This is a genomic window from Kribbella sp. NPDC054772 (assembly GCF_053611945.1).
The window spans coordinates 72416-95064 of the sequence record NZ_JBSHBJ010000028.1 but is presented as its reverse complement, the minus strand read 5'-3'; the positions used below and the strand labels follow the sequence as shown (position 1 = coordinate 95064).

Below are 22649 nucleotides of genomic sequence, written 5' to 3'. Positions count from 1 at the left end.
CGCTCCGTCACGCTCGGCGCACGCGGGAGCCGCGCCGCAGACCCGGATTGTGATGGCCTGGAGGTCCGTCAGTCGTGGAGCGACGGCACCTTCACCGCGAGCACCGGCACCGGGGACTCCAACAAGACGCGCTGCGCGGTGCTGCCGAGGATGAGCTTGCCGACCGGGCTGCGGCGGCGCAGACCGAGGACGATCAGCGTGACGTCGTCTGCCGCGGCCGCCTTCAGGAGCGCGCCGGCCACGTCACCCTCGGAGACGGCCTGCTGGACCACGACGTCGACGCCGTGCTCGCGGAGCTTCGCCTCGGCGGCCGCCAACTCGTCGGCGTTGGCGTAGCGGGCGTCGATGTAGGAGTCGCCGCGACTGGTGTTCAGCAGCAGCACCGTGGCCCCGCGCAACTCGGCCTCGGCCGCCGCCGCGGTCAGCGCCGCCTCACCTTCGGGCGTTGGTACGTATCCGACGAGAATCTTCACGGCCTCACTCTCCCATGGGCGGACGTGCACCACTCACCAACCACGCGATCCCCGCCCAGTCGCCGCCCGGGCGAGCGCTCGAATGGCCCGTTGGTGAGTGGTGCACGTCCGCCTCAGTCGTCCTCTCCGAAGCTGAGGCGCTCCCGGGCCGGCTCGGTACCCCGGATCCGGGCGACGATGCGCGGCAGGTACGGCACGAACAGCGCGAGCACGGTCAGCACGATGATCACCAGGCTCAGCGGGCGGGTGACGAACACGCTCGCGTCCCCGTTGGAGATCACCAGCGACCGGCGGAGCTGCTCCTCCATCGTCGGCCCGAGAATCACCCCGAGGATCACCGGCGCGATCGGGAAGTCGAGCTTCCGCATGAAGAAGCCGACTACTCCGATCACCAGCGCCATCAGTACCTCGTACCCGGAGCCGGACAGCGAATACACCCCGAGGCACGCGAACACGAGAATCCCGGAGTACAGCAGCGGGCGCGGGACCTTGAGGACCTGGACCCAGATCTGGATCAGCGGCAGGTTCATGATCAGCAGGATCAGGTTGCCGATGTACAGCGAGGCGATCAGCGTCCAGACCAGCGTGCTCTGCTCCTCGAACAGCTGCGGTCCGGGTTGCACGTTGAAGATCTGGAACGCCGCCAGCATCACCGCGGCGGTCGCGGAGGTCGGCAGGCCGAGTGTGAGCAGCGGCACGAGCACGCCGGAGAACGACGCGTTGTTCGCCGCCTCGGGTCCGGCGACGCCCTCGATCGCGCCGTCCCCGAACTCGTCCCGGCCCTTCTTCCGCGCCTGCCGCCGCTCGATCGAGTACGACAGGAACGTCGGTACTTCGGCCCCGCCCGACGGGATCGCCCCGAACGGGAACCCGAGCGCGGTACCCCGCAACCAGGGCTTCCACGACCGACCCCAGTCCGACTTGTTCAGGTACCCGGTCCGCAGCCGCCCCTTCTCCAGTACGGCGGGACGCTCGGGCGTCGACCGGAGTTTGGATGCCACGTGCAACGTCTCGCCGATCGCGAACAGCCCGACGATGACGATCACCACATCGATCCCATCGAGCAGCCGGAGCGTGCCGAACGTGTACCGCGGCGCACCGGACAGACTGTCCAGACCAATCAGCCCGATGAACAGTCCGACCACCAGTGAGAGCAGACCGCGGACCATCGAGTGCCCGACGATCGCGGTCACCGCCACCATCGCGAGCAGCGTGATCGCGAAGTAGTCGGTCGCCTGGAAATGGCCGGCCAGCGTGCCGATCGGTTTCGCGACGAAGGTCAGCAGGACGGTCGAGATGGTGCCGGCGACGAACGAGCCGATCGCGGCGGTCGCCAGGGCCGCCCGGGCACGTCCGTTGAGCGCCATCTTGTGGCCCTCGATCGCGGTCGCGACCGACGCCGACTCACCGGGGGTGTTGATCAGGATCGACGTGGTCGAACCGCCGTACATGGCGCCGTAGTAGATCCCGGCGAACATGATGAAGGCGCCGATCGGGTCGGAGAAGTTGAAGGTGATCGGCAGCAGCAGCGCGATCGTCAGCGCGGGGCCGATGCCGGGCAGGATGCCGACGAGCATGCCGAGGGTGACGCCGAGGACCGCCCACAGCAGGTTCATCGGGTCGAGGACGGTGCCGAACCCGTGCAGGAGTTCGCCGAAGACGCTGAGAGTGATCACAGGCCCAGCACCCCTCCCGGCAGCGAGATGTCGAGGAACTGCGTGAACGCCACGTAGACGGCGACCGCGAGCACGACGGCCACGACGATGTCCCGCACCAACTGGCGGCTACCGAGCACGCGAGCCGCCGCGAAGAACAGCAACGCGGTCGAGACGACGTACCCGAGGGGCACGACGAGCAGCGCGTAGAGGACGAGTAGCGCGGACACGGCTACCGGTTCGAACCAGCTGCGATCGCTGGTCCGAGCGGTGCGCGGCGACCGCAGCCCTTCGATCAGGTACGCGATCGAGAGCACGAGCCACGCAACCGTCACCAGCAGCGGGAAGAACCGCGGCCCCGCCGGATCGAGCCCCTTCGGACTCCGGATGTCGAACACGCCGACCAGGAACGTCGCACTCAGCACGACCAGGACGACCGCGGCAACGATCCTTACCGTCCGCGACGCCTCGACCTCGACATCCGAGGCCTTGACCTCGGTGGCCTCTTGTTCCGTGGCACTCATTTGATCCCTAGTTCTTTCTCGAGGGCCTGCACTCGGGTGGTTTCCTCGGTGATGAACTTGGTGGCGTCGTCGCCGGTCTTGAAGAACTCGGTCCAGCCGTTCTTCTTGCGGATCTCGGCCCATTCCGGGGACTTGTTCACCTGGGTGACGAAGTCGATCAGGCGTTGCCGGTCGGCGGGCGGGACGTCCGGCGGTGCCACAATGGCGCGCCAGTTCTGGACCTCGGCGTCGTACCCCTCGGACTTCAGCGTCGGGAGTTGCTTGCCGTTCAGCGTGATCGGCTCGGTGCCGGACGTCGCGAGGACGCGCATCTTGCCGGCGCTGATCTGCTCCTCGAACTCGCTGAGTCCCGAGATGCCGACGGTCACGTCGCCGGACAGGATCGCCGCGGTCGCCTCACCGCCGCCGGAGTAGCTGATGTACTTCACTTTCGACGGGTCCGAGCCGGCCGCCTTGACCAGCGTGCCGGCCGTGATGTGGTCGGTGCCGCCGATCGTGCCGCCGCCCCAGCTGACCTTCGACGGGTCGGACTTGTACATGTCGACCAGGTCCTTCAGGGACTTGATCGGCGAGTCCGCCTTCACCACCAGCACCTCTTGCTCGGCGGTGATGGTCGCGATCGAGGTGGTGTCGGTGACGGTGACCTGGGACTGGTTCAGGGTCAGCGCGCCGACCATCACCAGGCCGGTGATCATCAGCGTGTGCGGGTCCTTGCGGTTCTTCGTGGCGAGCTTGGAGATGCCGACGGCACCGCCGGCGCCGGTCACGTTCAGCACCGAGACCGCTCGTTCGCCGAGCAGCTTCTTCTCCTGGATCACGTGCTGGAACTGCCGAGCGGTCAGGTCCCAGCCACCACCAGGCGCGGCGGGCACCATGATCTCGACGTTGCGACTCGGGAAGTCGCCGGCGACGCTGCCCCCGTCGAGGGTCTTCTCCAGTGCCGAGCAGCCGCTGATCAGCAGACTGCCGGCGAGTCCCGCGGCGACCAGCGCCGAGCGGGGTCGCGACATGAGTACTACCTCCTGTGGGCGCGGAGTCAGTTCAGGGTCAATTCCGGCGACCGTAGCAGCATTCCACCAGGAGGTACAGAGATTCCGTTCTGTGGCACGCAAGGCTAGAGTCGGGGCATGAGTGAAGGTGACGGAGTACGGAGTGTGCACCGGGCGCTGGACCTGCTCGAGCGGTTCGACGACGAGCATCCAACCTGGTCGCTGGCCGAGTTGACGAACGCGAGCGGCCTGCCGAAGACGACGGTGCTCCGGCTCGTCACGACCCTCGAGCAGCGCGGTCTGGTCGCGGCGATCGGCCCGGGCAAGTACTCGATCGGTCCGGGCTTCCTGCGCTGGTCCCGGCTGAGTAGCGCGACGATGGAGATCCCGCCGGCCGTGCGGGCGTCGATGGGCAAGCTCGCCGCCGACACGGGAGAGACGGCGAACCTCTATATCCGCGTCGGCCGTACGCGCGTTTGTCTCGCGCAGGCGCCCGGCTCGCTGAGCGTTCGGCACATGGTGGTCGTCGGGTCCTCGATGCCGCTGTGGGGCGGTGCCGCGTCGAAGGTGCTGCTCACGGATCCGCCGGTTCTCGACGTCGACCCGTCGCTGATCGAGGAGCTCGCGCTGGAGGCCCCGCGACAGGCCGGCTACGCGAAGACGCTGCGCGCCGCGGTGACCGACACGGCAGCGCGCGGGTTCGCGGTCAGTCACGGTGAGCGCGAGCTCGGCGCCTCGGGTGTCGCGGCCCCGGTACAGCGTACCGACGGGCGGGTCGTGGCGGCGATCGCGATCGGCGGTCCGACGACACGGTTCAGCGACGACCGGTTGCCGTCGTACATCACCGCCGTACGTCGGTGCGCGGAGACGATCGTCCGGACGGGGTGGAGCGGGTTCAGTGCGTCCTGACGCGGATCTGCTCGCCGGTGTGCGGGTGCTGGACCTCACCAACGTGCTCGCGGGACCGTTCGCCGGCTACCAGTTGGCGTTGATGGGCGCGGACGTGATCAAGGTCGAGGTGCCCGGGTCGGGTGACCTGGCGCGGAACCTCGGCGGTGATCCGGAGCTGTCGAAGGACGGTCTGGGCATCTCGTTCCTCGCGCAGAACAGCGGGAAGCGCTCGATCACGCTGGACCTGAAGAACGCGCGCGGCCGCGAGGTGTTCGAGCGGCTGGTGCGCGAGGCCGACGTACTGCTGGAGAACTTCCGGCCGGGGGTGCTCGAGCGGCTCGGGTTCCCGGCCGACGCCTTGCGGTCGCTGAATCCGGGCCTGGTGTACTGCGCGGTGTCGGGCTTCGGCCAGACCGGTCCGATGCGCGGCCGGCCGGCGTACGACCAGATCATCCAGGGGCTGTCGGGCATCATGAGCGTCACCGGTACCCCGGAGACCGCGCCGATCCGCACCGGGTTCCCGATCGCGGACACGCTCGGTGGGTACGCCGCGGCGTTCGCGATCTCGGCGGCGCTAGTCAAGCGGGCCCGCACCGGGGCGGGAAGTTTCCTCGATGTCTCGATGCTGGAGACGGCGGTTGCGGCGATGGGCTGGGTGGTCTCGGACTACCTGGTCGGCGGTCGCAAACCCGGTGCCATCGGCAACGAGAACGCGACGTCGGCGCCGTCCGGGATGTTCCGCACCGCCGACGGTGGCCTGAACATCGCGGCCAACAAACAGGAGCAGTACGTCGAGTTGTGCCGGCGACTGGGACGTCCTGAGCTGATCGTGGACGAGCGGTTCGTCTCGCGGGAGGCGCGCAAGGCGCACCGGCTGGAGTTGAAGGCCGAGCTGGAGAAGACCCTCGAGCAGCAGCCGGCCGCGCACTGGGACGAGCTGCTGGCTGACTCCGGCGTACCTGTGGCTCCGGTGCTGACGGTCGAGCAGGCGCTGACGATGCCGCAGTTGGCGGAGCGGGAGCTGTTGCACACGGTCGAGATGCCGGACGGGCGGGATCGTGAGCTGCGGGTGCTCGGGAGCAGCGTGCACGTGGACGGTCATTCGGTCGGCCCGTCGTCGCGACCACCGCGGCTGGGCGAGCACACCGAGGAGATTCTCAGCGAGCTCGGGTACACCGAGGACGAGATCGACACGCTACGGCGGGAGGGCGGGACGTGACGACGGACGAGGCTGCGGACTGGTGGGCCACCGGGATCTCCGACATCGAGCCGGGGGTGATCCGCTTCCACGGGTATCCGATCGAGGAGCTGATCGGGGCAGTCAGCTTCCCGCAGATGATCTGGCTGATGATCCGCGGCGAGCTGCCGACGGCGGGGGAGGCGCAGCTCCTCGAACAGACGCTGGTCGCCGCGGTCGATCACGGCCCGCAGGCTCCGTCGATCGCCGCGGCCCGGATGGCGGCCTCCTGCGGGCTGGCGCTCAACAACGCGATCGCGACGGGCGTCAACCTCCTCGGTGACGTGCACGGTGGCGCGGGCCAGCAATGCTTGGAGGTGCTGTATCAGCTGGTCGACGCAGGGGGCGATCCGGAAACCGCGGCGCGAGATCTTGTCGCGTCGTACAAGGCTCGTAAGGCGTACGTCCCCGGTTTCGGTCACCGGTTCCATCCGCGGGACCCGCGGCGCGATCCGCTGATCTCGGCCGCTCAGCAGGCGGTTGCCGATGGCACCATTCAGGGGCAGCATCTCGAAGTCGCACTCGCCCTCGAGGCGGCGCTCGCCCCGATCCCGATGAACGTCGACGGCGCGACTGCCACCATTTACGCCGAGCTCGGCCTGCCTCCTGAGCTCGCCCGTGGCCTGTTCATCCTCTCCCGCTCCGTCGGCCTGCTCGCGCATGCGCACGAGCAGCAGCAGGAGCCGACCCGGATCAAAGGTCCGCTGCCCAAGTCCGTGATCCCGACGTACACCGGCCACCCGCCACGCTCACTCTGACGGGTTAGGGTCGGCGCATGGTCGAGCTGCAGGTTGTCCTCCCGGACGAATCGCCGTCGATGCCGCCCGAGCGCCTGGTCGAGCTGGCGATCGCCGCCGAGGAGCTAGGCTACGGTACGGCGTGGTTGCCCGATCACCTGTTGCCGCCGGGTGAGTTCGGCCCGACGTACGGCGGTGTGTACGAGCCGCTCGTGACGATCGGGTACCTCGCCGCGCGCACGACCCGGATCAGGTTCGGTACCTCGGTCCTCGTGCTGCCGATGCGGAGCCCGTACGTCGTCGCGAAACAAGCCGCGACACTGCATCGGCTCTCGGGTGAGCGCGTCGTCCTCGGTGTCGGAGCGGGATGGGCGGCCGCCGAGTTCGCGGCGGTCGGTGCGGTGTTCGAGGAGCGCGGGCGGCGGACGGACGAGTCGCTCGGAATCATCCGCGACCTCTTCGAGGGCCGGGATCGCGGCGGCGTGTTCGAGCCGCGGCCGCGCGCGCCGCTGCCGATCATGATCGGTGGTACGACGGTTCCCGCGCTGCGCCGGGCGGCTCGGTTCGGGGACGAGTGGCAGGGTCTGAACCTGGACGGTGCCGGGTTCGCGGCGGCCGTCGCGAAGCTGCGGTCGTACGGCGATCGGCCGGTCAAGGTCGGGACCAGGCTCGACTGGTCGAGTGGCGATCCCGAACCGGTGGTGGCGATGGCTCACGAACTCGCCGAAGCCGGCGCCGAGACCATTGCGGTGTCCTTCGGTGACGAGACTGCCGCGCTGGAGCGGATGACGCGGTTCCACGGGTTGTTCACGGCGGGGTGAGTTTGCCGCGCAGGACCTTGCCGGTGGCGTTCCGCGGGAACTCGTCGAGAATTACGATCTGCCGCGGCGTCTTGTAGCGGGCCAGATTCGCCTTCACGTGCTCGATCAACTCGTCCCCGGTGGCGGGCTCGCGCAACACGACGTACGCGACCAGGCGCTGGCCGAACTCGTCATCGGGTACGCCGGTGACGACCGCTTCGGCGACGGCTGGATGCGCGGCCAGGCACTGTTCGACCTCGACCGGGTACACGTTCTCGCCACCGGAGACGATCATGTCGTCCTCGCGACCGTCGACGAACAGGCGACCGGCCGCGTCCAGGTGGCCGAGATCGCCGGTGCTCATCCGGCCGTCGACCACGGTCTTGCTGGAACCGTCGGAGTACCCGCCGAACACCAGCCCGCCGCCGGCGAAGATCCGGCCGGTCGATCCCGTCGGCACCTCGCGGTCCTGGTCGTCGAGGATCCGAAGCGAGCTGCCCAAACACGGACGCCCGACGGTCCCGGGCGCGGCGAGCAGGTCGGCGGACGTCGCGATCGTGGCGATCCCGACCTCGCTCGACCCGTACGCGTCGGCCAGCACCGGCCCGAAGCGCTCGATGAACCGCTCGGCCAGTGGCGCGCCGAGCTGCGACGCCCCGGAGATCACCGCCCGCAGCGAGCGCAGGTCGTACTCCGCGATCGCCGTCGGACCGAGGTCGAGCATCCGCCGCAGCATCACCGGTACGGCGACGATCGCGCCGGCGCGGGTCGCCTCGACATCCGCGAGCACGGCGGCCGGGTCGAACCGCTGCCGCAGTACGAGCGGCGAGCCGAGGAAGAGTGCGAGCATCGAGGTGAGCAGCCCGAGCCCGTGGAACAGCGGCGGGCAGATGATCATCGGCTCACCCGACCGCAGCCCGAAACGGTTGAGCGCGCTCCCGGTCAGCCCGGCCAGCCCGAGCGCGGTCGGCACCCGGGGCGCCGCCTTCGGCGTGCCCGTCGTCCCCGAGGTGAGGACCGTGATGTGGCCGGTCGTCGCGGGCGCCGCGGCCCCAGGCGCCTCGCTCGCGGCCAGCTCGTCCAATGTCTGGACGGCGGGGATGTCCTTCGGCGGGGTGAACTCGGAGTCGTGGATCAGCAGGTCGGGACGGTGACGTTCGAGCACGGCCTGCAACTGCGGTGCGGCGAACTCCGTGTTCACGAACAACACGTCGGCGCCGATCCGCGATGCCGCGAGCGTCGCCTCCAGGAACCCGCGGTGGTTCCGGCACAACACCGCGACCTTGCTCCCGGCAACGATCCCGTACCGCGCCTGCATCCCGGCCGCGATCCGCTCGCACCGGCGATCGAGCTCGGCGTACGTGATCGAGTCCTCGCCGGTGATGACGGCCGCGCGCTCCGGGTAGCGGATCGCGGCGATCGCGCCGAGCGCGGCCATCGACTGACCCCAGGTGCGCAGCGCCCGCTCGATCCGGATCAGCTGCGCCGGACTCGCCGACCGCCAGACCCCGGACTTGACCAGCGCGACCGACAACCCGGCGACCTCGGCCGCGCCCTGTACCAACCACTCGGGCGGGCGGATCGGCCCGATCGGGCGGATCGTCCTCATCGCTTCTTCCCACCTCCGGTACGCCGGAAGTACTGCTCGAGCAACCGGTCTGTCGGGACGCGCAACAGATTGCCCAGCGCATCAGCCGGCCGGACGAAGGGTGGCGTGATGTTGTGCGGCCGCTCCGCCACCGCCGTACACACCTGGTCGGCGGCCTGCTCAGGCGACAGCCCGGGCATCTTGTTCAGCAGTGGTGTCGGCTCGCTCATCCGCGTGTGTACCAGCCCCATGTAGACAGTCGAGGTGGTGACCCCGTCGCCGCGCACCTCCTGCGCCACGCAACGTAGCCACACGTCGAACGCGCTCTTCGACGCCAGGTACGCCGACCAGCGCGCCATCGGGGGAGTCCGGACGCCGGCCGTCGACACGTTCACGATGTGACCGGACCGGTGCTCCCGCATCGACGGGAGTAACTCGAGCACGAGCTTCGCGGGGCCCAGATAGTTCACCGCGTTGGTCCGCTCGATGTCGTGGAACCGCTGGTAGGTGTCCGCGATCGACCGCCGGATCGACTTGCCGGCGTTGTTGACCAGCACGTCCACCCGCTCGTGCTCGGCGAGCACCGTCCGCACCAGCTCCTCGACCGCGGCGGGGTCGGCGAGATTCGCCGGATAGACGTACGCCGACCCGCCCGCCGACCGGATGTCGTCGGCAACGACCTGCAACTGGTCCTCGGTCCGCGCCACGAGCAGCACCGTCGCACTGGCCGCCGCGAGCCGCCGGGCTGTCGCCTCGCCGATCCCGTACGACGAACCGGTCACCAGGATCACCTTGCCGCGGACGGCCGCGGCAAGCCGCTCGTCGGGGATCTTGGTCCGTCCGTTGGTCAGCGCGACAAGCAACGGCCACCCGATCGGTCGCTTCCCAGTCACCATGCGGCCGACATTACCCGCTGGTAGCCACGCGCGGGAGCCCTCAGCCGACTCTTTGCAACCACTCCCGGACCAGCGCGCCGAACAACTCCGGCTGCTCGAGCTGCAGGTTGTGACCCGCCACATCCAGCACCGCGTACGTCGCCCGCGGGTAGTGGGGGAGGATCTCGTACAGATCGGCGTACCCGGTCACCGAGTCCTGCCGGCCGCACATGATCAGCGACGGCCGCTCGTACACCGGGCCGCTCTCCGGAGCTGTCGTCAACGCCCACTTCTGCTGGATCCGGTCCATCGCCGCGGTGTCGGCGATCTCCAGCCCCGGCGCGACATCCGACCGGTACGCCGCCAGCGCCGCCGCCGTCTGTACGACCGCGATCTCGGTGAAGTCCTCACCCTCGGTCAGCGACTCGAGCACCCCTGGCTCGGTCCGCAGCACCACATGCTCGGGAAGCTGCCGGTCCTTGTGCCACAGCCGGCCGGTCGGGCAGATCAGCCCGAGCCCGAGGACCTGGTCGGGGCGTTCCGCGACGAGACCGCGGGCGAGATAGCCGCCGTACGACTCGCCGAGCAGGAGGAACGGCTGGTCGCCGATCTGCTCGTCGATGAAGGCGCGGAGCGCGGCCATGATGCCGTCGGAGCTGTCGATGTCTCCTGCCGGGCTCTGCCCCATGCCGGGAAGATCGGGGTACAGCCGGCGGTAGCCGGGCAGCTCGGTGAAGATCGGCTCGAGGCAGCCGGTCATCAGCCGGTGGTCGGGTGTCCAGCCGTGGATCGCGAGCACCGGTAGGCCCTCGCCGATCGAAACATGGTGCAGAGTCATGGGAGCAGTTGTAGCAATCGGCCCCGACAGTTTTAGAGTCGCACCATGGCTCGTCGCTCAGCACTTCCTCCCGTTCCCGAGGCCGCCGTACTCCGTGCCCGTCTCGACCGTGCCCGTGCGGCTGCGGCCGGCACCGGCCTGGTGATCGCGCCGGGCTCCGACCTGCGCTACCTGATCGGTCAGCCGGGCGGTTCGTTCGAGCGCCTCACCGCACTACTCATCCCGGCCGACGGCGTACCGGCGCTGATCGTCCCGAAGCTGGAGGCGCCGGGGTTCTCCGGTCTGCCGCTGGAGGAGCTCGGTGTCGAGGTCGTGACGTGGGTCGACGGCGTCGACCCGTACACCCTGGCGGCTGATCGGCTGCGGGGCGCCGAGCGGGTCGCGGTCAGCGACTTCACGCCGGCGCTGCACGTGCTGGGGATCCGAGACGCGTTGCCGAAGGCCGAGCAGGTGCTCGCCGGTCCGATCGTGCGCGAGCTGCGGATGCGCAAGGACGCTGCGGAGATCGAGGCGCTGCGCAAGGCGGGCGCCGCGATCGACCGCGTGCACGCGCGGGTCGGCGACTGGCTCCGGCCGGGCCGGACCGAGGCCGAGGTCGGCGCTGACATCGCGGCCGCGATCGTCGAGGAAGGCCACACCGAGGCGGACTTCGTGATCGTCGCCAGCGGCCCGAACGGCGCGAGCCCGCACCACGCCCTGTCCGAGCGGGTGATCGAGGCGGGCGATGTGGTCGTCGTCGACATCGGTGGTCCGGTGGCCGAGGGCTACAACTCCGACTCGACCCGCACGTACGCCGTCGGTACACCGCGGGACGCTGACGTCGCCGCGACGTACGCCGTACTGCAGCGGGCTCAGCAGGCCGCTGTGGACGCTGTGCGGCCCGGTGCGACGGCGGAGTCGATCGACGCGGCGGCGCGGGACGTGATCGCCGACGCCGGGTTCGGTGAGTACTTCATCCACCGCACCGGCCACGGGATCGGGCTGGACGTGCATGAGGAGCCGTACATCGTGGCGGGCAACAGTCTGCCGCTGGAGGCCGGTATGGCGTTCAGCGTGGAGCCGGGGATCTACCAGCCGGGGCGGTGGGGTGCACGCATCGAGGACATCGTCGTGGTGACCGCGGACGGCGGCGAGTCGATGAACAACCAGCCGCACGACCTAGTCATCGTTTAGCCCGCCCGGAAGGTCTTGCGGTAGGCGAGCGGGGAGACTCCGAGCTCGGACCGCAGGTGGTGTCGCAGGGAGGCCGCCGTACCCAGGCCGGCCTCCTCGGCGATCCGGTCGACGGACAGGTCGGTCGTCTCGAGCAGGTGGCAGGCGTGGCGCACGCGCTGCTGCAGCAGCCAAGTGCCGGGGGATTGGCCTGTCTCGGCCTTGAAGCGCCGGCTGAACGTACGGACGCTCATCTGTGCATGCGCGGCCATGCCCGCCAGGCTGATCTCTTCACCGAGCCGTCCGAGCGCCCAGGCCCGCGTGGGCGACGTACCCTCGCTGCCCTCTTCGGGTACGGCGCGCTCGATGAACTGCGACTGTCCGCCGTCACGCCACGGCGCGACGACGCAATGCCGCGCGGCCCGGTTGGCGACCTCGCTGCCGAAATCGCGGCGGATCAGGTGCAGACACAGGTCGATGCCCGCGGCCAGTCCGGCCGAGGTCAGGACGTCGCCGTCGTCGATGAACAGCCGGTCCTCGTCGAGCTGCACCTGCGGATAGACACTGCGGAACAACTCGGCCCGCTCCCAGTGCGTGGTCGCCGGGCGGTCATCGAGATAGCCGGCCGCGCCCAGGACGAAGGCGCCCGTACAGATGGAGGCGATCCGGGTGCCCGGACGGATGGTCGCCAGCGCGGCCGCGAGGTCGTCGGGCAGGGTGCCTTCGTACCGCGGCTTTGCGATGTAGGTGCCCGGGATGATGACGGTGTCGGCCTCGGCCAGCGCCTCGGGGCCGTGGTCCGGGACGAGGCTGAAGCCGGCGCCCGCCCGCACCGGTCCACCGAGGCCACAGATGCGTACGTCGTACAGCTTCGTGCCGTCGGCCTTGGTCGCGGCGCCGAACACCGTCGGCGGAATGGTCAGGTCGAACCCGACCACCGGCTCGAGGGCGAGCACGGCGATCACGTGTGAGCCGACCGACGCCAGGTGCCGGCGTGCACTCCGAGGACTCCGAGTAGGCATGGCCATATCTTGACACATCGTGGCATTCTGGCCACTTGTTCGATGATCATCGAACCGGCACTCTTGGTCGGGTGACGCAGATTCTGGAGACGAAGAAGACTCCCCGGGTGCACCTGGCCTGGGCGGTCGCGGTGGTCGGGTTCGTGACCTTGATCGGGGCGGCCGGCTTCCGGTCGGTGCCGAGTGTGCTGCTGGACCCGCTGCACGAGGAGTTCGGTTGGTCGCACGCGACGATCTCGGCGGCGGTGTCGATCAACCTGCTGCTGTTCGGTGGCATCTCGCCGTTCGCGGCGGCACTGATGGACCGCTTGGGGCTGCGGAAGGTAGTCAGTGGAGCGCTGGTGCTGATCGCGCTCGGCAGCGGTCTGACCGTCTTCATGACCGAGTCCTGGCAGTTGCTGCTGTGCTGGGGTCTGCTTGTCGGTGTCGGCACCGGTTCGATGTCGATGACGTTCGTCGCGACCATCACCGGACGCTGGTTCGTTCATCGGCGCGGTCTGGTCACTGGAGTCCTGACAGCGGCCGGTGCGACCGGGCAGCTCATCTTCCTGCCGCTCATTGCGTCGCTCGCCGGCCACTACGGCTGGCGTGTGCCCGCGCTGGTGGCTGCCGGTGCCGCGCTGGCCGTCGTACCGCTGGTGCTGTTGTTCCTGCGGGACTACCCGAGTGATGTGGGGCTGCGGGCGTACGGCGCTCCGGAGGGGAGCACAGCCGGGCAGCGGGTTGAGATGACGGGTAGTAGTGCGGTGCGGGCGCTCAATGCGCTGCGGATGGCTGCGCGGCGGCCGGCGTTCTGGCTGCTGGCGGGTGGGTTCGCAATCTGTGGTGCGTCGACGAACGGGCTGGTCGGGACGCACTTCGTGACGGCCGCGCACGACCACGGGATGCCGGCGACGACGGCTGCTTCGCTGTTGGCGCTGGTCGGTGTCTTCGACGTCGGCGGGACGATCTTCTCCGGGTATCTGACCGACCGGTGGGATCCGCGGTACCTGCTGATCGCCTATTACTCGCTGCGCGGTCTGTCGCTACTGGTGCTGCCTTCGCTGCTCGGTCCGACCGCCGCGCCGAGCACCTGGGTGTTCATCATCTTCTACGGGCTGGACTGGGTGGCGACCGTTCCGCCGACCGTGGCGCTGTGCCGGGAGTGGTTCGGGCAGGACGGTCCGATCGTGTTCGGCTGGGTGTTCGCGTCGCACCAGGTGGGTGCCGCACTGGCCGCGACCGGTGCCGGTGTGATCCGGGACGCGCAGGGCAGTTACAACCTCGCGTGGTACCTGGCCGGTGGGTTGTGCGCCGCGGCCGCGCTGATGTCGGCGAGTATCGGGCGGCGGGTCGTCACTGTCTGAGTCCGTCCGCTAGCCTCGACTTTAGTTGAGGTTGGAGGAGTGGGCGATGGACATCGAGCCGGGTGAGTTGACGGTCGGGCAGCTGTCGCAGCGCAGTGGCGTGGCGATCTCGGCTCTGCACTTCTACGAGCGTCAGGGGCTGGTGCTGAGCCGCCGTACGTCGGGCAACCAGCGCCGGTACAAGCGGGACACGCTGCGGCGGGTGGCGCTGATCCGGATCGCCCAGCGGGTCGGCATCCCGCTGAGCGAGGTGGCCGCGATTCTCAAGCTGCTGCCCGAGAACCGGACGCCGACCCGCGCCGACTGGGAGCGGATCTCCGAGTGCTGGCAGGCCGAACTCGACCGCCGGATCCTGCACCTCGAGCAACTCCGCGACGACTTCAAGGACTGCATCGGCTGCGGCTGCCTGTCCCTCGACCGCTGCGCCCTGGCCAACCCCCTCGACACCCTCGCCACAGCCGGCCCCGGCCCCCGCCGCCTGACCACAACCACCGGCGCCCCCTGCCACCCCGACCGCTGCGCCTAACCCCACCCAACCCAGCCCCGCCCGCCGCTAGCACCTGCACACAGCAACCGGTGACCCCGCACAGGCAATAACAGGCCCCCACCCCCCAGTACCTGTCCAAGCCCCCCGTTTCGCCGGCCACGACCACCGCCTGGCGCGCCGCGGGAGCTGGCGCTCGGCCTGCCCGGCTGAGCGTCGGTGGCGGGTTGTTGTTGGGCTGGCGGGTTGCAGTGCGTCAGTCGGCGGATAACCGGCCAGTCGGCCAGTCGGCCAACCGGCAAGTGAGCGGGTTGGGCTGCTTGGGGTTCTGGGGGCGTTATCCACAGGAGCGGGGTTGCGGCGAGCGGAGTGGGGGTGGAGGCGTCTAGGGTTTTCGGCATGGCTGGGACCGACTCGACTGACTCCGCAACTGACTCGACGACCAATGCGACGCTGACCTTGACCGACGACCGTGCGAAGGTCGCAGGGGACGTGATCCGTGCGATCGCGGGTGATGACGCCCGGTTGCGGGCGGACCAGGAGACCGCGGTCGCGGCGCTGTGCGAGGCGGCGGCTCGGGTGCTGGTCGTGCAGGCGACCGGTTGGGGCAAGTCCGCGGTGTACTGGGCGGCCACGGCGATCCGGCGGTCGGAGGGGTTCGGTCCGACGCTGGTGGTGTCGCCGCTGCTCTCGTTGATGCGTGACCAGGTCGCGGCCGCGAGCCGAGCGGGGCTGCGCGCAGCGACGCTGAACTCGAACAACATCGAGAACTGGTCGAGTATCGAACACGACCTGCGGTCCGGCGCGATCGACGTACTGCTGGTGTCGCCAGAGCGGTTGGCGAATCCGGGGTTCGGGCGGCGGGTGCTCGACGGTCTGGCCGGGCAGGTCGGTCTGCTGGTGATCGACGAGGCGCACGCGGTGTCCGACTGGGGGCACGACTTCCGCCCGGACTATCGGCGGGTGTCCGAGGTTCTGCAGCAGCTGAACCCCAAGACTCCGGTGCTGGCGACGACAGCGACCGCCAATGCGCGGGTGACCGAGGACGTCGCGAAGCAGCTGGGCGAGTCGACTCTGGTACTGCGTGGTCCGCTGGCTCGGTCGAGTCTGCAGCTCGCGGTGGTGGATGCGCTCTCGCCGCTCGACCGGTTCGCGTGGGTGGTGGATGTGCTGCCGCAGCTTCCGGGGTCGGGGATCGTGTACGCGTTGACGGTCGCGGATGCGCAGCGGCTGGCGGCGGTGGTCCAGGAGGTGCATGGGCGGGACGTGCCGGTCGCGGCGTACACCGGCCAGCTCGACGCGGGGGAGCGAGAGAGCCTCGAGGACGCGCTGCGCGACAACCGGCTGAAGGCCCTGATCGCGACGTCCGCGCTGGGGATGGGGTACGACAAGCCGGATCTCGGGTTCGTGGTGCATGTCGGGTCGCCGCCGTCGCCGGTGTCGTACTACCAGCAGGTCGGTCGTGCCGGGCGCGGGATCGATCACGCGGTGGTGGCGTTGCTGCCGTCCGAGGCGGATGCCGGGGTGTGGGACTACTTCGCGACCGCGACGATCCCGGTGCCGGAGAACGTGCAGCGGCTGCTGCGGGCGTTGGAGAGCTACGGCCCGGATGCGCCGGCGACCGTGCCGGGGCTGGAGGCCGAGACCGGTCTGCGGCGGACGCGCGTCGAGCTGATGCTGAAGCAGTTGGCGGTCGACGGCGTGGTGGACCGGGTCGAGCGCGGCTGGCTGCGGACCGGGGTGGAGTGGACATTCGACGCGGAGCACTACGACGGGATCGTGTCCGTACGCCGTCGCGAGGCCGACATCATGCGCGCGTACACCCGCGGCGACCGTTGCCTGATGCAACTTCTGCAGGAGTCTCTGGACGATCCGTCCGCGGAGCCGTGCGGCCGGTGCTCGGTGTGTATCGGTGCGCTGCCGGAACCGTTGGTGGCGCGTCCCGATCCGGAGACGGTCGCGACGATCACCCGCTCGCTGCGCGGCGAGGTCCACGTGCTGGAGCCGCGCAAGATGTGGCCCGGTGGGGCGTTCGGTGCCCGGGGCAAGATCCCGCCCGCGCTCTCGGCCGAGCCCGGCCGCATCGTCGTGTACGCCGATGCTCCCGAGTGGCGGGACGCGTTGGCCGGAGCGTTCAACGGCTCGCCGGTCCCGGAGGCAGTCGAGGCTCTGAAGGCCGGGACGGTCGCGGCGTTGTCCCGGTGGCGCGGATCCTGGTCGGCTCGCCCCGAGGTCGTAGTACCGCTGGCTGCCGGTGGTCATCCGGAGTTGACGTCGGTGATTGCCGATCACGTGGCGGGAGTCGGCCGGCTGGATCGCGCCGAGCTCACGATCGACCGCACCGGCTACACCGACGACCTGTCATCCGCCGAGGAGGCGAAGGTCTGGCGCGACGGCCTCCAGGTGAACGACACCACCGCTCAGGCAGTCACCGCGCGGACCGTGCTCCTGCTGGTGGACGCCACGTCGTCCCAGTGGCCGGTCACCGTGGCGACCGCCAAGCTTCGGGAAGCCGGTGCCGCCGCGGTGCTACCCCTGGTGATCCACAAGCGGCCTTAAACCCGCGACTTCCGCCAGCCATCGAGGGCCTCGGTCCAGACGCTGACCTGTTTCTCGAGGTCGGCCAGTACTTCGGGCTCGCGCGCGGTCACGTCGGTGGTCTCGTGCGGGTCCGCGGCCAGATCGAACAGCAGCCGGCCCGGTTCCTGCGGTACGCCGAGACGGTCGCTGGGATCGACGACGAGCTTCCAGTTGCCGCGACGTACCGCGAGTTGTCCCTCGTACTCCCACGACAGCACGCGATCCGGATCGGTCTCGCCCTCCGTCAGCGCGGGCAGCAGGTCTTGGCCGTCGAGGTCGGCGTCGGGTGCGAGGCCGGCCGCGGCGAGGATCGTCGGCGTCACGTCCATCATCATCGACGGCACGTCACAGGTCCGGCCCTCGGGCAATCCATCCGGCCAGGACCAGATGCCGGGCACCCGGATGCCGCCCTCGAAGACCGACCCCTTGTGTCCACGGAGGCCACCGGTCGAGCCGCCGGCGTACGCGATCTCCTCGCCGCCCAGCCAGTTCCGCTCCTCCGCGGACGGGCCGTTGTCGGAGGAGAAGAAGATGATCGTGTTGTCGAGCTGCCGGGTCTCCCACAAGGTTTCAACGATGCGGCCAACGCCGTCGTCCACCCGGCTGACCATTGCGGCCATCACCTGCTGGTCCCATGGCAGATGCGCGTACTTCGCCATCGCATCCTCCGGTGCATGCATCGGATAGTGCGGGGCGTTGTAGGCGACGTAACAAAGGAAAGGCTCAGTGGCCTCCTCGATGAACTCCACAGCCCGGTCGGTGATGAGATCCGTCAGGTACTCGCCGTTGTTCCAGATCTCGGTGTCGTCCGACCACAGGTCGTGGATCGGGTACCGGACGCCCCAGTACATGATGTGCGAGTAGTAGTCGACGCAGCCCGCGCGGAAGCCGACGTGGTGCTGGAAGCCGTGCCGGAGCGGGGCCGAGCCGGGTTCGACGCCGAGGTGCCACTTGCCGAAGATCGCGGTCTTCCAGCCGGCGTCCGCGAGCGTCGAGGCGAGCGTGGACTGCGGCGCCAGGCCGTGGGTGTCGCGGCGGGCGCCGAGGATCGACTCAACTCCGGCATGCGCAGGGTGCCGCCCGGTCAGCAGCGAGGCCCGAGAAGGCGAGCAGACCGGCGAGTTCGAGTACCAGTCGGTCATCCGGACGCCGCGGTCGGCCAGCGCGTCGATATGAGGCGTGCGGATCTCCGGGCTGCCGTAGCAGCCGAGGTCTCCCCACCCCAGGTCGTCGGTGTAGACGATCACGATGTTCGGTCGGGTCACCAGATAGCTCGCTTTCGGGAGTGGTCAGGAGGTCGAGGAGCGGCGCGGTTCGAGCCGCACGCGGCCGGTGGGCAGCAGCCGGGTGGTCGGCGGCTCGCTGTGGTTCTCGACGCGGGCCGTGAGGAGTTCGACGGCATTGCTCACCAGCAGCTTGAAGTCCGCGGCCACCAGGGTGAGCGGCACGGGGGAGAGGAACGCCGAGTCGATCTCCTCCGTACAGGCGGCCTCGATGTCAGCGCCTTCCAGTGCGATCGCATGCAGTACGCCGAGCAGCAGCAGACCGGTCGTGGTGACGACAGCGGTCGGTGGCTGATCGGAACGCAGCATCCCGACGACGGCCTCGGTCGCGGTGTCGGCAACCAGATGGCCGACGCTCACGAGGTTCGGATCGGGAGTGCTGCCGTGCTGGCGAAGGATGTCGTTCCAGGCCGCGTACCGCCGCGATCCGGGGTCTGTGTCCACCTCGCCACCGATGAACGCCATCCGGCGATGCCCCTGCGTCCACAGCTCTTCGACGAGATCGGCCATCGCCTTGTAGTAGTCGAACGTCACCACATCCGCGACGACACCGCTCGGGATCCGATCGACATACACGATCGGCACACTCGACAAGCGCGACCGCTCGCCGAGCACGTCACCGTTGGCAGGTACGACGAACAGCCCGTCGACGCGGCGACTCGACATCTCCTTGATCAGATGCTTCTCGCGCGCCCACTCCTTCTGCGTCACCGACACGAGCAGAGTGGAACCGTGGTCCTGCGCCGCCCGGTCGAGCTCGGCGATCAGCGTGCTGAAGTAGTGCGACTCGACGGCGTCGACGAGCAAGCCCCAGGTCATTGACCGAACGCCGGGACGCAGCGAGCGTGCCGACGCGCTGAGCACGAAGTCGAGCTGGGTCACGGCACGCCGTACCCGCTCGGCGGTCTCGGTCTGGACGGCCGCGGATCCGTTCAGCACCCGCGACACGGTGGACATACTGACCCCGGCCAGGGTGGCGACGTCCTTGATCGTCGGCGGCCTGGGCTGACTGTTCATCGTCACTCCTTCACGCTGCCGGTCGCGAGACCGGATACCAGACGTCGCTGAGCGATCGCGAAGAGGATGACGGTGGGAACCGACGCCACCACCGATGCGCACATGACGAGGTCCCATTGTGTCGTGAACTCGCCGAAGTAGTCGGACAGCCCGACCTGCACGGTCTTCAGCTGGTTGTCGGTCATCAGCACCTTCGCGAACAGGTACTCCTCCCAGGCCATCACGAACGTGTTGATCGCGACGGTCGCCACCCCGGGCCAGGCGATCGGGAAGATCACCCGGAACAGCACCCCGAGGGGTGAGCAGCCGTCGATCCGCGCCGCCTCGTCGAGCCCCTTCGGGACGGTGTTGAAGTACCCCATCATCAGGTACGTCGCGAACGGCAGCACCAACCCGACGTACGCGAGGATCAGGCCCTGGTACGTGTTCAGCAGGTGCAGCTCGGAGAAGAACAGGTACAGCGGCGTGATCAGGATGACGAACGGGAACAGTTGCACCGCGATGAAGACCACCATCAGCACCCGCTTGCCCCGGAACTCGAACCGCGAGAACGCGTAGCCGGTGAGGCAGGAGATGAAGACCGCGATGACCATCGCGGCGAGTGCCACGATCGCGCTGTTCAGCACGTAGCGACCGAAGGACGAGCCCGAGAACAGTTGCTGGAAGCCGTGCAGGGTGAAGTGGTCCGGCAAGATCCGGTTCAGGTCGAACATCTCGTCCGCCGGCCGGAACGCGGTCATCACCATCCAGGCGAACGGGAAGACCATCGCGGCGAGCACAACCGCGACCGTGGCCAGCACGACCGCGTCACCGGTCCGCGACCGGACCTTGCGCCGCCGCAGCTCCCGGGTCGTTGTCGAGGCTTCCGTTCGCGTGTACGTCGTCGCGGTCATGCCTTCGACCTCCGCTGCAGGACCCCCAAGTAGAAGATCGTGAACAGGACCATGCAGAACGACATCAGCAGCCCGATCGCCGCACCCGAGCCGAGCTTGTTGTCGACGAAGGCCGTGGTGAACAGCTGCGTCGCGAGGACCTGGGTGTAGGTGCCCGGGCCGCCGCCGGTCGTCAGCCACACGTAGACGAAGTTGTTGAACGAGTTGATCGTGATCATTAGCCCGACGACGCCGAGCACCGGCCGCAGGTTCGGCAGCGTGACGTTCCAGAGCGTCCCGAAGCGGCCGGCTCCGTCGATCGCCGCCGCTTCGTACTGGTCCTGCGGAATCGCCTGCAGCCCGGCCATCAGCACGATGATCACGAACGGCAGCTCACGCCAAGAGATGATCGCGATCACGCACCACCACACGGTGCTCGTCTGTCCGAGGAACGGGACTCCTTGGTCGATCAGACCGAACCGCATCAGCAGTTGGTTGAGCAGACCGGCCTGCCCGTCGAGCAGCCACCGCCAGGCGGCGACCGCGACGGTCGGCGGGATCATCCACGGGATCAGCACCAGCGTCCGCGTCACCCCGACCAGCCGGAGCCGGCGCAGGACCGGAGCCTGCAGCAACAGTGCGATACCGAGCCCCAGGACCAACCGGATCGCGACGGTCGCGAGCGTTAGCCAGACGACCGTGTTCTTCAGGCTGCTCAGCGTCAACGGGTTCTTCAGCACCGAGTGGAAGTTCCCGAGCCCGACGGACACGCCGTCCCCGAGGGCGTCGTACGGCGTGACGTCGTGGACCGACAGCCAGAGGTTGTAGGCGGCCGGGACGGCGAACAACAACAGCAGGATGATCAGCCCCGGGGCGATCAGCCCGTACGGCGTCAGCGCGCCGGACGGACCGCGACGCCGCGGGAGGCGGCCGGCATTCATCGCGACTTCAGCTCACCCTCGATCTGGCTGATGATGTTCGCCGCCGCCGAGTGGCTGTCGGTCTGCCCGGAGTACACGGCGCCGAACTGGGCGTTGGTGATCTTGCTCAGCGTGTTCACCGGCACCGGACCGCTGATGTAGCGACCGAACGTCTGGGCATGCGGCAACTGTTGCTGGTAGCCCTCTTCGCCCGCCGGGACCTTCATCTTGGTGAGCACGGTGGTGGCCGCCGGGTACTGCGAGATCTTGGTGAACGCCTCGGAGCTGTTGAGGTACTTGAGGAACTTCCACGCCTGCTCGGGGTGCTTGGAGGCAGCGCTGATCCCGAGCATCCGGCCGCCGAGGTGGGTGGCGCCGTCCTTCAGCCCGTCGGGCATCGGCGCGGTCTGCACGGCCGGGTTCGCCTTCTTGGCCTGGCGGAAGGTCTGCGGCGCCATCATCGTCATCGCGCAGGTCCCGCGGGACAGCCCGCCGACGAGCTGCGGGTCGGTCAGCTGCTCGACCGCGATCATCGACTTGGCGGTTGCGCCCGAGGTGAAGAGCTTGTTGAAGTAGTCGATCGTGGACTGCAGTTCGTCCTGGCCGACGCCGACCTTCCAGTTGTCGCCGTCCTGCTTGACCAGCGTCTGTCCGTGCGACCACAGGTAGTAGTTGATCGGGAACCACTGACCGGAGCCGGGGCCGCTCGCGCCGGTGAAGCAGAAACCGGAGCGCTTGGCCTTCGGGTCACTGAGCTTGACCGCGTCGGTTGTCAGCTCGTCCCAAGTCGTCGGCGGCTTCAGGCCGGCGGCGGTCAGCAGGTCCGGACGGTACGCCAGCGCGTAGGTGTCGACGGTCCAGGGGAGGGCCCACGTCTTGTCCTGGAACTTCGCCAGGTCGAGCGCCAGGTACTGGTCGACGGGCGTCTCCGGGGCGGACTTCTTCGCCAGGTCGTCGATCGGCTTCAGGATCTTCGGCTTGGCGAGGTCCTTCACGTTCACGTTGGCGATCTGGACGACGTCCGGTCCGGAGCCCGAGTTGGCCTCGCGGGCGAACTGCTGGGCGCTGTCCGGTCCGCTCAGCGTCTCGAGCTTCACCTGGATGTCGGGATGCTTGGCGTTCCAGGTCTGGACCACCGTCTGCAGTCCGCCGATCTCACTCGGCGGATCGAACTGCCGGAACGTCAGCCGGACGACTCCGCCGGCCGCATCGTCGTCCCCGGAGCCACCGCAGCCGGACAGCGCCAGCGGGACGGCCAGCAGCCCGGCGGTCAGGGCGAGCATGTTTCGTCTCATCGACATTCTCCTTCGACCCCCGCACCGTTTCCTGCGGCCCGACCGTAGAATGAAAACGTTGCCATGGCAAG

Annotated in this window: 21 protein-coding genes; 8 read left to right on the top strand and 13 right to left on the bottom strand. The window is 68.9% G+C overall.

What is annotated here, in order from left to right; all coding sequences use genetic code 11:
• Positions 1-68: 68 nt before the first annotated feature.
• The 4 genes from ACWGID_RS31930 to ACWGID_RS31915 form a co-directional block, all read right to left on the bottom strand.
• A complete protein-coding gene (locus ACWGID_RS31930; protein ID WP_452202915.1) occupies positions 69-473 on the bottom strand; it encodes a universal stress protein in 405 nt (134 codons plus the stop codon).
• 113 nt (positions 474-586) lie between these two features.
• Positions 587-2149: a tripartite tricarboxylate transporter permease gene (locus ACWGID_RS31925; RefSeq protein ID WP_452202913.1), complete on the bottom strand. Its 1563-nt coding sequence runs from the start codon at positions 2147-2149 to the stop codon at positions 587-589.
• On the bottom strand, positions 2146-2652 hold the full coding sequence (locus ACWGID_RS31920; RefSeq protein ID WP_452202911.1) for a tripartite tricarboxylate transporter TctB family protein: 507 nt from the start codon (positions 2650-2652) through the stop codon (positions 2146-2148). Before ACWGID_RS31920 ends, ACWGID_RS31925 begins: the two co-directional genes overlap by 4 nt.
• Complete coding sequence (locus ACWGID_RS31915; RefSeq protein WP_452202909.1) at positions 2649-3662, bottom strand: Bug family tripartite tricarboxylate transporter substrate binding protein; 1014 nt, start codon at positions 3660-3662, stop codon at positions 2649-2651. Before ACWGID_RS31915 ends, ACWGID_RS31920 begins: the two co-directional genes overlap by 4 nt.
• A 117-nt stretch (positions 3663-3779) precedes the next feature.
• On the opposite strand from ACWGID_RS31915, the gene ACWGID_RS31910 reads away from it, so the two are divergent.
• Genes ACWGID_RS31910 through ACWGID_RS31895 form a run of 4 tightly spaced genes read left to right on the top strand, consistent with a single transcriptional unit; the run spans position 3780 to position 7327 of the window.
• The gene (locus ACWGID_RS31910) at positions 3780-4550 is read left to right on the top strand and encodes an IclR family transcriptional regulator (RefSeq protein WP_452202907.1); all 771 of its coding nucleotides are present in this window, start codon (positions 3780-3782) and stop codon (positions 4548-4550) included.
• Positions 4540-5751, top strand: coding sequence for a CaiB/BaiF CoA transferase family protein (locus ACWGID_RS31905; RefSeq protein ID WP_452202905.1), 1212 nt, complete (start codon positions 4540-4542; stop codon positions 5749-5751). The genes ACWGID_RS31910 and ACWGID_RS31905 overlap by 11 nt, the downstream gene beginning before the upstream one ends.
• Complete coding sequence (locus tag ACWGID_RS31900) at positions 5748-6527, top strand: citryl-CoA lyase (protein ID WP_452202903.1); 780 nt, start codon at positions 5748-5750, stop codon at positions 6525-6527. Before ACWGID_RS31905 ends, ACWGID_RS31900 begins: the two co-directional genes overlap by 4 nt.
• A gap of 17 nt (positions 6528-6544) precedes the next feature.
• Positions 6545-7327 (top strand): TIGR03619 family F420-dependent LLM class oxidoreductase, encoded by a 783-nt coding sequence (locus ACWGID_RS31895; RefSeq protein ID WP_452202902.1) that lies wholly within the window; start codon positions 6545-6547, stop codon positions 7325-7327.
• Here ACWGID_RS31895 and ACWGID_RS31890 read toward each other — a convergent pair.
• From ACWGID_RS31890 to ACWGID_RS31880, 3 genes are read right to left on the bottom strand one after another with little or no spacing between them, the layout of a single operon-like run.
• Positions 7314-8915 (bottom strand): AMP-binding protein, encoded by a 1602-nt coding sequence (locus tag ACWGID_RS31890; RefSeq protein WP_452202900.1) that lies wholly within the window; start codon positions 8913-8915, stop codon positions 7314-7316. The two genes, ACWGID_RS31895 and ACWGID_RS31890, sit on opposite strands and share 14 nt — an antisense overlap.
• Positions 8912-9790 (bottom strand): SDR family NAD(P)-dependent oxidoreductase, encoded by an 879-nt coding sequence (locus tag ACWGID_RS31885; protein ID WP_452202898.1) that lies wholly within the window; start codon positions 9788-9790, stop codon positions 8912-8914. Before ACWGID_RS31885 ends, ACWGID_RS31890 begins: the two co-directional genes overlap by 4 nt.
• Before the next feature lie 40 nt (positions 9791-9830).
• Complete coding sequence (locus ACWGID_RS31880; protein WP_452202896.1) at positions 9831-10607, bottom strand: alpha/beta fold hydrolase; 777 nt, start codon at positions 10605-10607, stop codon at positions 9831-9833.
• Between the two features lie 45 nt (positions 10608-10652).
• On the opposite strand from ACWGID_RS31880, the gene ACWGID_RS31875 reads away from it, so the two are divergent.
• A complete protein-coding gene (locus ACWGID_RS31875; protein ID WP_452202894.1) occupies positions 10653-11780 on the top strand; it encodes a M24 family metallopeptidase in 1128 nt (375 codons plus the stop codon).
• Here the strand turns inward: ACWGID_RS31875 and ACWGID_RS31870 are convergent.
• Positions 11777-12781, bottom strand: a complete 1005-nt coding sequence (locus ACWGID_RS31870) for a GlxA family transcriptional regulator (RefSeq protein ID WP_452202892.1) — start codon at positions 12779-12781, stop codon at positions 11777-11779. The two genes, ACWGID_RS31875 and ACWGID_RS31870, sit on opposite strands and share 4 nt — an antisense overlap.
• Positions 12782-12852: 71 nt before the next feature.
• On the opposite strand from ACWGID_RS31870, the gene ACWGID_RS31865 reads away from it, so the two are divergent.
• The 3 genes from ACWGID_RS31865 (at position 12853) to ACWGID_RS31855 (ending at position 17170) form a co-directional block, all read left to right on the top strand.
• On the top strand, positions 12853-14127 hold the full coding sequence (locus ACWGID_RS31865) for an MFS transporter (protein ID WP_452202891.1): 1275 nt from the start codon (positions 12853-12855) through the stop codon (positions 14125-14127).
• A 46-nt stretch (positions 14128-14173) separates the two neighbouring features.
• A complete protein-coding gene (gene soxR, locus ACWGID_RS31860; RefSeq protein ID WP_452202889.1) occupies positions 14174-14653 on the top strand; it encodes a redox-sensitive transcriptional activator SoxR in 480 nt (159 codons plus the stop codon).
• Positions 14654-15010: 357 nt separating this feature from the next.
• Complete coding sequence (locus tag ACWGID_RS31855; RefSeq protein ID WP_452202887.1) at positions 15011-17170, top strand: RecQ family ATP-dependent DNA helicase; 2160 nt, start codon at positions 15011-15013, stop codon at positions 17168-17170.
• Here the strand turns inward: ACWGID_RS31855 and ACWGID_RS31850 are convergent.
• From ACWGID_RS31850 to ACWGID_RS31830, 5 genes are read right to left on the bottom strand one after another with little or no spacing between them, the layout of a single operon-like run.
• On the bottom strand, positions 17167-18456 hold the full coding sequence (locus tag ACWGID_RS31850) for a sulfatase family protein (protein WP_452202885.1): 1290 nt from the start codon (positions 18454-18456) through the stop codon (positions 17167-17169). The genes ACWGID_RS31855 and ACWGID_RS31850 overlap by 4 nt on opposite strands.
• A gap of 24 nt (positions 18457-18480) precedes the next feature.
• Positions 18481-19491 carry a LacI family DNA-binding transcriptional regulator gene (locus tag ACWGID_RS31845; RefSeq protein ID WP_452202883.1) on the bottom strand — a complete coding sequence of 337 codons (1011 nt, stop codon included), beginning with the start codon at positions 19489-19491 and terminating at the stop codon, positions 18481-18483.
• A gap of 2 nt (positions 19492-19493) precedes the next feature.
• The gene (locus tag ACWGID_RS31840; protein WP_452202881.1) at positions 19494-20384 is read right to left on the bottom strand and encodes a carbohydrate ABC transporter permease; all 891 of its coding nucleotides are present in this window, start codon (positions 20382-20384) and stop codon (positions 19494-19496) included.
• Positions 20381-21304, bottom strand: coding sequence for a carbohydrate ABC transporter permease (locus tag ACWGID_RS31835; protein WP_452202879.1), 924 nt, complete (start codon positions 21302-21304; stop codon positions 20381-20383). The genes ACWGID_RS31840 and ACWGID_RS31835 overlap by 4 nt, the downstream gene beginning before the upstream one ends.
• Positions 21301-22578 (bottom strand): ABC transporter substrate-binding protein, encoded by a 1278-nt coding sequence (locus ACWGID_RS31830; protein ID WP_452202877.1) that lies wholly within the window; start codon positions 22576-22578, stop codon positions 21301-21303. Before ACWGID_RS31830 ends, ACWGID_RS31835 begins: the two co-directional genes overlap by 4 nt.
• Positions 22579-22649 lie beyond the last annotated feature (71 nt).